The organism is Pedobacter sp. HMWF019, assembly GCF_003061025.1.
GTDB lineage: Bacteria > Bacteroidota > Bacteroidia > Sphingobacteriales > Sphingobacteriaceae > Pedobacter.
In genome coordinates this window covers 1-10385 of sequence record NZ_QAIL01000439.1, presented here as the reverse complement: position 1 = coordinate 10385, position 10385 = coordinate 1, and the positions used below count along the sequence as shown (strand labels likewise).

11 protein-coding genes are annotated in these 10385 nt (G+C 38.6%); 9 read left to right on the top strand and 2 right to left on the bottom strand.

The window, feature by feature from the left end:
- Positions 1 to 150: 150 nt before the first annotated feature.
- Complete coding sequence (locus tag DBR11_RS23360; RefSeq protein WP_108555014.1) at positions 151 to 402, bottom strand: hypothetical protein; 252 nt, start codon at positions 400 to 402, stop codon at positions 151 to 153.
- Positions 403 to 548: 146 nt separating this feature from the next.
- Here DBR11_RS23360 and DBR11_RS23355 point away from each other — a divergent pair, with 146 nt between their 5' ends.
- The 8 genes from DBR11_RS23355 (at position 549) to gpmA (ending at position 9226) form a co-directional block, all read left to right on the top strand.
- Positions 549 to 1238 carry a MarR family winged helix-turn-helix transcriptional regulator gene (locus DBR11_RS23355; protein ID WP_108555013.1) on the top strand — a complete coding sequence of 230 codons (690 nt, stop codon included), beginning with the start codon at positions 549 to 551 and terminating at the stop codon, positions 1236 to 1238.
- A gap of 4 nt (positions 1239 to 1242) precedes the next feature.
- Positions 1243 to 2445 carry an FAD-dependent monooxygenase gene (locus tag DBR11_RS23350; protein WP_108555012.1) on the top strand — a complete coding sequence of 401 codons (1203 nt, stop codon included), beginning with the start codon at positions 1243 to 1245 and terminating at the stop codon, positions 2443 to 2445.
- Positions 2446 to 2608: 163 nt separating this feature from the next.
- Positions 2609 to 3496 (top strand): nucleotidyltransferase domain-containing protein, encoded by an 888-nt coding sequence (locus DBR11_RS23345; RefSeq protein WP_108555011.1) that lies wholly within the window; start codon positions 2609 to 2611, stop codon positions 3494 to 3496.
- A gap of 113 nt (positions 3497 to 3609) precedes the next feature.
- Positions 3610 to 4122 carry a DUF2975 domain-containing protein gene (locus tag DBR11_RS23340; protein WP_108555010.1) on the top strand — a complete coding sequence of 171 codons (513 nt, stop codon included), beginning with the start codon at positions 3610 to 3612 and terminating at the stop codon, positions 4120 to 4122.
- A 1-nt stretch (position 4123) separates the two neighbouring features.
- Entirely contained in the window at positions 4124 to 4333 is a 210-nt protein-coding gene (locus DBR11_RS23335) for a helix-turn-helix transcriptional regulator (RefSeq protein WP_108555009.1), read from the top strand.
- A gap of 77 nt (positions 4334 to 4410) precedes the next feature.
- Entirely contained in the window at positions 4411 to 5286 is an 876-nt protein-coding gene (locus DBR11_RS23330; protein ID WP_108555008.1) for an ABC transporter ATP-binding protein, read from the top strand.
- 4 nt (positions 5287 to 5290) lie between these two features.
- On the top strand, positions 5291 to 8455 hold the full coding sequence (locus DBR11_RS23325; RefSeq protein ID WP_108555007.1) for a M1 family aminopeptidase: 3165 nt from the start codon (positions 5291 to 5293) through the stop codon (positions 8453 to 8455).
- Between the two features lie 81 nt (positions 8456 to 8536).
- On the top strand, positions 8537 to 9226 hold the full coding sequence (gene gpmA, locus DBR11_RS23320; protein ID WP_108555006.1) for a 2,3-diphosphoglycerate-dependent phosphoglycerate mutase: 690 nt from the start codon (positions 8537 to 8539) through the stop codon (positions 9224 to 9226).
- Positions 9227 to 9251: 25 nt separating this feature from the next.
- Here gpmA and DBR11_RS23315 read toward each other — a convergent pair whose 3' ends face one another.
- Positions 9252 to 9779, bottom strand: a complete 528-nt coding sequence (locus DBR11_RS23315) for a hypothetical protein (protein WP_108555005.1) — start codon at positions 9777 to 9779, stop codon at positions 9252 to 9254.
- Positions 9780 to 9962: 183 nt separating this feature from the next.
- On the opposite strand from DBR11_RS23315, the gene DBR11_RS23310 reads away from it, so the two are divergent.
- A complete protein-coding gene (locus tag DBR11_RS23310; RefSeq protein WP_108555004.1) occupies positions 9963 to 10319 on the top strand; it encodes a hypothetical protein in 357 nt (118 codons plus the stop codon).
- The last annotated feature ends 66 nt before the right edge of the window (positions 10320 to 10385 follow it).

Genomic DNA, 10385 nt, shown 5'->3' with positions numbered 1-10385 from the left:
ATATTCTGCTATGTTTAGCGTCTTTATATACGAGAGCGTTAATTTAGATTAAGCGGGAGTGGTCGGAGATCATTCCCGCTTTCCTTTTATCTGGTTTCTATGTTCGCAAAAAGTACTTTATCCTTGTTCGTATGAGGTACTGTAAAGGAGCTAAAATGCCGGCTCGCCTTCATTTCTGATGCGAGTAGTATCGTTTCTTCGTTTTTTTAATAATTGATAGGTCTTGTTCGCCGAAGATTTTCTATCCAGGCTGATGAGGTAAAAAGTGAAAAACAAAAATGTACCCAGCATCAGGAAAGAGATGCACGCTATCTGCTGGTTCATTTCTAAACCGAAGGTTAAGACGGTTGCAATGGCAAATGCAAATTGTAAACCTGTAATGATGTTTTTTAGATTATTCATTGCTTTATCGCTGAGTTTTCATGTCAAGTTATGTATAATATCATTTAAATAATATTTTTTAAATAAAATGCTCGTTTTTTCCTATAAATAAATACATGTTTACGTTTTTTATTGGTTATATTTGATACGTAAACATTCTATTTAATATGGGTAAGAAAGAAATTTTACAAGACCTCGTAGAATATTTGTTTGAATTTGATCAACAGTTTCCGGGTGAAAATGGATATACGATGGCTGATTTTGTGGGTTATTTGAATGTAAGACATGGCAGTCAACTTTCAGAGAACAGAAATCTTGCGGGAACAGAAGAGCAGTGGGTTAAGGAGAACCAGGATGATCATACAGAAGTATCAAGATTGCTGGTTTTTATTTACCGCTATGCAGTGGTGTATTTCAAAAAAGCGCTTAGGGATAGTAATATAAATACGCTCGATGAATTTTCCTTTTTGATTGTGCTGATGACCTATTCTTCTTTAAGCAAGACCGAACTGATCAATAAATTAATTATGGAAAAAACTTCTGGTGTGGAGGTGATCAAACGATTGCTGAAACATGGCTTGATTGAAGAGTTTGATCATCCAAGCGACAAGAGAAGCGTATTGGTTGCAATTACCGCAAAGGGAAAGAAAGAGGTGGCGGAATTACTGCCGCAAATGGGATTGGTAGGGAGTGTGGTTGTTGGTAATCTTACTGCTGTAGAAACAAGCTCCTTGTCGTTCCTGTTGCGTAAACTGGATTATCATCATCATGATATCTTTCTTAATTATCGAAATTTAAGTCTGGAAGAACTTAGGGATAAGCTTGATTATAAGGGTCAAACCATTGAAAGAAATTAAGTGTATGAAGCATGTGAATAAAAAGATTTTAATATCGGGAGCTAGTATTGCGGGGCCAACATTGGCATTCTGGCTGGATAGATATGGTTTTGATGTAACTGTTGTAGAACGTGCAAAATCGTTAAGACTTGGAGGTCAGAACTTGGATATAAGGGGTGCTGGACGTGCGGTTGCCAGAATGATGGGGATTGAAAAAGATATCCTGGCGGCGAATACTGGAGAGATTGGACTTCAGTTCGTAGATAAAGATAATCATGTTAAAGCGGCTTTCCCCAGGGATGGTTCTGATGGATTTACGAGTGAAGCGGAGATCTTAAGGGGCGATCTGGTTAATATTCTATATGAAAAAACAAAAGATAATGTCAGGTATATTTTTAATAAATATATTACGGGAATAGATCAAAACGAATCAAATGTTAACGTGACTTATAGTGATGGTGAGACAGATGTTTTTGATCTGCTCATTGCTGCTGATGGTGTACGGTCTACCACAAGGCAGTTGCTTTTTGGTGATGAACCTGAAATTAAATTTGTTGGACTTTATAATGCATGGTATACTATACCTAAAATAGAAACTGATACAAAATGGGCGCGTTGGTATACTGCACCAGGAGCGCGGGTGATGGTGATCCGTCCGGATAATCATGGTACTACGCGGGCATCATTTAGTTTTCTTTCTGAAAACAAGGGCTATGAAAAATTGCCGGGTCAGGAACAGAAAAGAATTTTAAAAGAAAAATTGTTGGGTGCTGGTTGGGAAGCTTCCCGTTTAATGGAGGAAATCGAAAAAAATGATGATGTGTATTTTGACGGAATAAGCCAGGTGCTTGCGCCTAGATGGTTTACGGGTCGTGCGGGAATGATTGGCGATGCGGCTTACTGCCCAACTCCGCTTACTGGAATGGGTACTTCATTGGCAATGGTTGGTGCTTATCTTCTTGCAGGAGAGCTATCACAGCACCTTAATCATCAGGCCGCATTTATCGCATATGAGAAACGCATGCGCCCGTATGTGGAGGAGGTTCAAAGTCTGCCACCGGGAGTACCGTGGCTTGCACACCCGAAGAAAAAGTTTGGTGTAAAAATGGTGAATACAGTTGCTGGAATTTTGGCCAGCCCACTGGTTAAGAAAATCGGTAAACTGTTTGGTGGTAAAGAGAAGGATGTTATGAAGGATAAAATTGAATTGCCTGTTTTCGATTCATAGTATATAATTAATTTGTCGACCCACAGTGAAGGTTTAAACTATACTACTTTAGTAAGAGAAGGAACGTTTTTGGGTTAATTTGCTTATTATCAATTAATATAAAGATAATCGGAATTGTACCTTTGTTGCAATTTATTAATAACTGTTTAAAGAGGATTAGCGAATGGGAGCTGAATTATTTGAAAAAAAAGTTACGTTGGATGCAATAGTTTCTGCGCTAAAAAATGTAGAGGGTATCGTTGCAATTGTTTTGGGTGGGTCTCATGCTGCTGGTTTTGCTAATGAAAAATCAGATCTGGACTTAGGGTTGTATTACTCAGAAAAGTGTCCGTTTAATATTGAGAAGGTTCGAAGTATAGCGAGTAGTTTTTCCGTAACGGGGGTGCCTCTTGTAACTGATTTTTATGAATGGGGGCCCTGGGTAAATGGAGGGTCGTGGATAATGACAGCTATCGGAAAGGTAGATTTGCTTTATAGAAACATTGACCAGGTTCAGCAAACAATTACTGATGCTGTGAATGGCATTTGGCAACATAATTTTGATCAGCAACCGCCTTTTGGATTTAGGTCGGTCATTTACTTGGGGGAAACTCAAGTATGTAAAGCCTTATTCGATCCGCACCATATTCTGCAAGGGTTGAAAGCGCAGATTACTCCTTATCCTGCGAAATTAAGGGAAGTCGTTCTATCCGACAGCCTTTGGCTTGCCGAATTTACATTGATGCAATGTGTATCTTTTGCTAGCAATGGCGATACTTACAATACTGTAGGTTGCTTTACAAGAATTGTTAACTATCTGGTTCATGCTTTATTTGCCATCAATGAAACCTATCCTTTGGGCGACAAAAGAGCAGTTCAAATTATAAGGTCCTTCCATAGGGTACCCTCAAAAATTGAAGAAAAAATAAATAGAGTATTAGGTCAGGCTGGTACTCAAGCTTATGAATTAATGGAAAGCGCTGATCTGTTGAAAGAATTATGGCAACAGGTTGTAGCTTTAACGGATGGTCAATATGAACCCAGATTTAAAGTTATTGATATCAAAAGCTAAATTAAGGCTTGCAGGTGTTTGATTGCTGAGGAGGACTGCGAATAAATATTTTTTTGATTAATTATTGTTTTATAATAATTAATAGTAGTATTGCAGTAATTAATAGCATTATTATGAAAACTGTTCGTTTTGTTTCCAAAGTACTTTTAGCGATTAGCAGAGTGTTGACTGCTGGCTACTTGTTGTCTTTTATACTTTCTCTGGTCGCGTTGTCTACCGGCTGGTCTTTGAATCTGGTTGACCATAACAGTCGTTTCGAGATTTGCTACCCTTTTACCCATTTGCCTTTCCTTTTGGGTGAATACAATAATGGATACATGATCATGTTTCTGTTGCTACTGGGGCTTTATACACTATTCTTCTTCTTAGTGAGCAATGTTTTTACGGTATTTACGCAAAGTAAATTATTTACTGCTTACGGAATACGTCAGCTCAAGATATTTTACCTGGGTAATCTGGTTTTGCCGTTGTTGTCTGCTATTTTAGTCTCTGTGGTTTATAAAATTGAGTCTCCTGTAGAAATTTTAGTTATCCTGCATATGCTGTTGGGTGTTTTTACCTACTTTATGGCCGCTATTTTCCAGGAGGGGCATAATTTGCAAAGTGAACATGATTTGATTCTTTAATATGGCCATTATTGTAAATGTAGATGTGATGCTGGCTAAGCGAAAAATGCAAAGCAAAGAGCTGGCAGAGATCCTGGATATGACGCCTGCTAATTTTTCCATTTTAAAAACGGGAAAGGCAAAGGGTATCCGGTTTGATACTTTGCAGGCTATTTGTAAAGCGCTTGATTGTCAGCCTGGTGATGTGCTGGAATATGTAGCTGATCAATAAAAATCAACCGAAATTATAACTCATTAAGCCCGCGGCAACGTAAGGGAGGGCCACCATTTTGCCTAAATTATTTTACTATGAATGCATTAATAATTAAAAACTTAACCAAAACCTATAAGAACGGTGTAAAAGCTTTAGATAGTTTATCGTTGGAGATTCGCAATGGCATGTTTGGCTTACTGGGGCCGAATGGAGCAGGTAAATCGTCGCTCATGAAAACATTAGCGGGATTGCAACAACCTGATGCTGGTCAAATTAGCTTTAATGGCAATAACCTTATTGAAGATCCTTTATCGGTCAAAAAACTACTTGGCTTTTTACCGCAGGACTTTGGGGTTTATCCGAAAGTGTCGGCATATGACCTGTTAACCCATATTGCTGTTTTAAAAGGTTTAATCCACGCGCCCTCCAGAAAAGAACAGGTATTGGCATTGTTAGACCAAACTAATCTTTACTCACAGCGACACCAAGATGTTTATACATTTTCAGGTGGCATGCGGCAGCGTTTTGGGATAGCTCAGGCGTTGCTGGGTGATCCTCAATTAATTATTGTGGATGAACCAACTGCAGGTCTTGATCCGGAGGAACGCAACCGCTTTAACAATCTGCTCAGCGAAATTGGTGAAGAAAAGATTGTTATACTCTCTACGCATCTTGTTGAAGATGTTAAAAACCTTTGTACACATATGGCAGTAATGAATAAAGGAAAGATTCTTGCAAAAGGAAAGCCTGCCGATTTTATAGGTGCTCTGGCTGATAAGTTATGGCAAAAAACCATAAATAAGGTAGATAAATTAGCTTATGAGCAACAGTTTCGACTCTTGTCTTCACAACTCAATACGGGTAAACTTTATATCCATATTTACGCTGAAGATGATCCTGGCCACGGATTTGAACCTGTAAAACCTACTTTGGAGGATGTATATTTCCATTTGCTTACATCAATAAATTAATCAAATGACTTCCTTACTGAAATTTGAACTGGGCACTTATTTCAAGAAGCCTGGCATTTATATTGCATTTATTTTGCTGTTCTCAGCTGGTTTTTTTATTGGCCTGAAGTTATCTTTTAGCCCCGGTAACGACATATACCGTAATTCTCCTTACAGTATTGCCAATATGATCGGCTTACTTAGCCTGACTACTATTTTCCCAACAACCATACTGGCTGCGCAAATGCTTTTTAAAGAACAGGATGCCGGTTTCAGTCTAATCCTGTACGCTACGGGAATTACAAAAGCAAAATATCTTTTCAGCCGCTTTGGTGCTTTGTTTATTTTATCGCTCACTTGTTTTATCGTCCTTATAATAGGATACCTGTTTGGTCATTTAGCCGATAATGAAAGATCGGCTTACCGTGAGTTTAATATTTGGTTTTATGTACAGCCAGTTTTAATTCTGGGATTGCCGAATCTCTTGCTTTGTGCTGTATGGGTAAGTATGGTTGCCTGGCTGGTCAAAAACAAACTGATGGTTTATTTAACAGGTTTGTTTATTTATATAATTTACCTGATTGTGTTAACTTATTCTGGCTCACCAATGATGGCCGGTAGCTTGCCCCAGTCTTCTGATGCACTTGATCTTTCGGCAAGAATTGACCCCTTCGGGCTTTCTGCTTTTTACCAGCAAACCAACCTTTGGACGGTAACCCAAAAAAATAACTCTCTGATTTATCTGACCGGTAACTTTTTAAATAACCGGTTGTTTTACACGGTGGGCTCCTTGTTGCTGATGTTAATTGTTTATTATAGATTTAAGTTCCATATTCACGATGGAAGTCATAGTAAAAATGAGGTGGCTTTAACTGGGGAAGAAACCTCGGTAAGACTCTTCAAACCACTATTAGGTGCAACAAGGGGGTACATGTATCCATTTTTTGCTCTTCAAAGTTTGGTGAAACAAGATCTAAAAGTGCTGATTAAAAGTGTCCCTTTTGTGCTGATTGCATTTGGTTTGGTCTTTTATTTAGGTATGGAGTTTTATGGTAGCATTGACCAGGGTATCCGTTTACCAGAACAATACGCCAGCACTGGCCTGATGGCTAACCGCATTATTTACAACTTGCCGGGATTGTTGTTGTTGATTATTTTATTTTACGCACATGAGTTGTATTGGCGAAGCGCAACTTACCATTTTGATATGATTGAGAAGAGTACTCCTGTTGCAAGGGGTATCTTCCTAATATCAAAGTGGTTTTCTCTTATGATGGTCATTGTGATATTAACCGCGATCATCATCGTAACTGGTATTATATTCCAGCTTATTTATCGGTATCCTATAGATTGGCAAGTTTATCTGGTGCTGTACTGGCTTATTGATTTTCCCCTGATCATTTGTGCTGCACTTATACTGCTGTTGCAATATTTGATTGACCGTAAATGGACAGGCTTGATAGCTACTTGTATCCTATTAGTTTTATTGGTTACTTCCATCGGAAAGTCTTTGGGGATTGCGCATCCGCTGCTAAGATTTGCTGCACCTTATGCAGCCAGATACAGTGAAATGAATGGCTGGGACCATTATTTTAATAGCTTTTCATGGAGAATGCTCTATGGTGCAAGTCTGGTCACTTTATTATGGTTAGTTGTAAACCAAGGCATAAACAGACTATCCAAACGACAATTATTTGGTCTCAGTCTGCCGTTTATCGTCTGTATGCTAACGGGAATATATATTTATAAACAAGCCCCATCAGCCAATGCTTATGTGGAGTTGGACCACAGTGAGAACTACGAGCGGTTTTATCGTAAATTTAAGGGTGTCAACCAGCCGGTTGTTCTCGGCGTGAAAACTAAAATTGATCTTTACCCAAATCGTCGTGCATATCAGGTAGCTGGACGGTATCGTTTAAAGAATGAGGGTGCTACACCCATCAGCGAACTGTTGATTAATTGGGATGTAAATTTAAAAGTCAAGTCTGTTACTTACCAGACAGGTGGCCATAATGAATCTTTAAGTACTAAAACCGGCATGATAAAGCTTAAAAAGCCTTTATTACCGGGGGATTCTGCTGTTCTTGGTTTCTTGTTTTCTTATAGTTGGAATGGATTTACGGGTCATCAGCCTTTTAATGCTATTGTTTGCAATGGCACTTTTATCCGGATCAGCAATTATTTTCCATGCTTTGGATATCAAACGGATATGGAAATTTCTTCACCATCGGAAAGGCGAAAAAGGCACTTAGGCAATGCTTCGTCATTACTTAAGCTTGAGGCCCCGCGGGGTAGGAATGAATTTATTGATCTGGACATGATCATTTCTGCTCCAACTGGTCAAACGGTGATTGGTGTAGGTAATTTAGCTCGTCTATGGCAGTCAAAAGACCGGAATTATTTTCAATATCTATCTGGAATGCCCGTTCCATTCCGGTTTGGGATTTCGGCTGCGAATTATCAGGTGCAAAAAGTTTATTATAAAGGGATTGATGTACAGGTTTATTATGATAGTAAGCACTTCGAAAATGTAAAACACCTGATTAAAAATGCAGAAAGGACTTTGGATTATTGCCAGGCAAATTTTGGTCCCTATCCTTATAAAACCATCCGCTTTGCAGAGGTGTCTGCGTTTACTGATGGGTTTGCAGGTACGGCCTATCCGGCGACAATTTTCATGACCGAACATTTGCTTTTTCACGATAACTTGAACACTGACCAGGGTCAGGATGTGATCAATGAACTTGCCGCCCATGAGCTATCTCACCAGTGGTGGGGTAATGGTCAATTGGCTCCTGATGAGCGGGAAGGGTCAAAGTTACTGACTGAAACCCTGGCTATGTATACTGAATTGATGCTGGCAAGACGATATCTGAGCGCTCGTGCAGTTCAGGAAAAGTTAGCAGTCCATAAAAATATTTACCTGAACGAACGCGGATTTACAAAAGAATCGCCACTATATAAGGTGAAACCGGAAGATACCCATCTTTATTATGATAAAGGAATATTGGTGATGTATAAGCTGACTGATTTAATTGGTGAAGAAAACATTAATAAAGCATTGAAGCATCTGCTGCAAAAGCATACTTATCCCAATCCGCCGCCTGTTGCCTCAGATTTGTTAACGGAGTTATATAAGGTAAGCAACACATCTCAGCATGCTAAAATCAATGATTTATTTGTGCATTAACGGGTTGGGTCAATGTGAATTAAAATAGTTGGAATTGTTGCTGTACAAACAAGTAAGCTAATTTTAGTGTTATATTGCTATATGCAAAAAGTTGTTTTAATACGCCATGGAGAAAGCGTCTGGAACCTGCAAAACCGTTTTACAGGCTGGACGGATGTTGATTTAAGTGAAGAAGGATTTCAACAAGCTAAACGGGCCGGAGAATTGTTAAAGAAGCACGGTTATAACTTCGATTATGGCTTTACTTCTGTATTAAAGCGTTCTATAAAGACTTTGCATTGTATGCTGGAAGCGTTAGACCATCTATGGATACCGGTAACTAAATCGTGGAGGTTAAATGAACGTTTTTATGGTGCTCTGCAAGGGATGAACAAGGATGAGGCTATTGTCAAATACGGGCTTGAACAGGTGCAGAAATGGCGCCGTGACCCATACGAACATCCTCCTGCGATCACTAAGAATGATGAGCGTTATCCTGCTTATGATTTGCGTTATAAAGACCTGACTGAACGTGAAATACCGCTTACTGAGAACCTGAATGAAACGATGGACAGGGTACTGCCTTTCTGGAACGAAATTGTTCTACCGGTGATCCGAAAAAATCAAAAAGTGGTTATCTGTGCACATGGGAACAGTTTACGTGCGTTGATTAAATACATGGATAATTTAACAGATGAAGATGTAATTAAACTGGAGATCCCAACGGCTACGCCATGGGTTTATGAGCTGGATGAGGGACTGAATACAATTAAGCATTATTACCTGGATTGATCAACCTATTTCATTTGAGGTTTTATTACCAACTCTCGTTTTTTAAGGCTTTCTTATTCAGGTTGCAAACCAAAGAGAATTGATGATGTCCAATTTTGGGAAAAGGACTTCCATTTGTAGAGATGTTATATCCGTAAAATATATGTATAACTCCCATGATTCCTAGGCCTAGTTTTGGTGTGATCACAAAATCATTCTGCTTAAAATCTGTTTGGTATTTGCCTTCCAGGCCAAGGGCCAGGATCCGGACATTTAATTCATAGCCAAGCTTTAGACCATAGACGGATTTGTCTGTACTGGAATTAAAAATAGGAATGTATTCTAGAGCTGTGTAGTAAGCTTTAGCGGCGTATCCCAGATCATTATACATGTACTGGTGTCTTGCTATACCCAGTTCTGCATAGAAGGCTTTTTGTAAACCTAAGCTGAACCTTGGTGTTGTTTTGTAATTTGTCCATTTTTTATAACCTTCTTTGTGAGTGGTTTGTAGGCTGTCTTGTGCGAAAACAAAGGAGGTAATTAAGCAAAGCTGGATAAAAAGGATCAGTTTCATAGTGGATGGTAGTGATCTAGTTAAGCTAATATCGTGAAAAATTAAGTTGTTGGCGTAATAGATGAGGAGCTTTCCTTGCTAAAGTTGTAAGTCGAATTAAAGTATGATGTGCTCATGAAAAGGAATTAAGTTGTTAACTTTATGTCTATCCAAATAATAACTTTTTTATCTAAAATTAACTGTATGAGCCAATCAGCTACCTTATATCGGATATCGCGGACTACCTTTATCCAATTAGAAAATTTGGGTAATGACGTGTCTTTTGATATGTCGTCTGCTAAAAGTTATGTTACATTTGAAGATTCTTTTTTGGGAATTGCCTATGTTCTTTCCAAAAATCGTAATGATTTAGATCGGGAACTGATCAATGGAATATTTAATCCTGCTAAATTACTAGGTGTGGAAAATGTTGAAAGTCTGCCTTTTGAGGATCAATTTGAATTGTATGATAGTGGGTGTTTAATTCATTATCAGGATCTGCTTACGATATCCAGAATTAATCAACTGCTAAATGGAGTTGGAGTTGCTACCTTTGAGTAGACAGCAAGTTAAGTGAATTTGGTAACTTAACAGAAATTATGTCACGAGAAAGAAAATCGTATCCAA

Bases quoted from the DNA above. Each gene is read 5' to 3' on its own strand.
- DBR11_RS23310 (WP_108555004.1), top strand. From the start codon at position 9,963: ATGAGCCAATCAGCTACCTTATATCGGATATCGCGGACTACCTTTATC.
- gpmA (WP_108555006.1), top strand. From the start codon at position 8,537: ATGCAAAAAGTTGTTTTAATACGCCATGGAGAAAGCGTCTGGAACCTG.
- DBR11_RS23325 (WP_108555007.1), top strand. From the start codon at position 5,291: ATGACTTCCTTACTGAAATTTGAACTGGGCACTTATTTCAAGAAGCCT.
- DBR11_RS23340 (WP_108555010.1), top strand. From the start codon at position 3,610: ATGAAAACTGTTCGTTTTGTTTCCAAAGTACTTTTAGCGATTAGCAGA.
- DBR11_RS23345 (WP_108555011.1), top strand. From the start codon at position 2,609: ATGGGAGCTGAATTATTTGAAAAAAAAGTTACGTTGGATGCAATAGTT.
- DBR11_RS23335 (WP_108555009.1), top strand. From the start codon at position 4,124: ATGGCCATTATTGTAAATGTAGATGTGATGCTGGCTAAGCGAAAAATG.
- DBR11_RS23315 (WP_108555005.1), bottom strand. From the start codon at position 9,779: ATGAAACTGATCCTTTTTATCCAGCTTTGCTTAATTACCTCCTTTGTT.
- DBR11_RS23330 (WP_108555008.1), top strand. From the start codon at position 4,411: ATGAATGCATTAATAATTAAAAACTTAACCAAAACCTATAAGAACGGT.
- DBR11_RS23355 (WP_108555013.1), top strand. From the start codon at position 549: ATGGGTAAGAAAGAAATTTTACAAGACCTCGTAGAATATTTGTTTGAA.
- DBR11_RS23350 (WP_108555012.1), top strand. From the start codon at position 1,243: ATGAAGCATGTGAATAAAAAGATTTTAATATCGGGAGCTAGTATTGCG.
- DBR11_RS23360 (WP_108555014.1), bottom strand. From the start codon at position 402: ATGAATAATCTAAAAAACATCATTACAGGTTTACAATTTGCATTTGCC.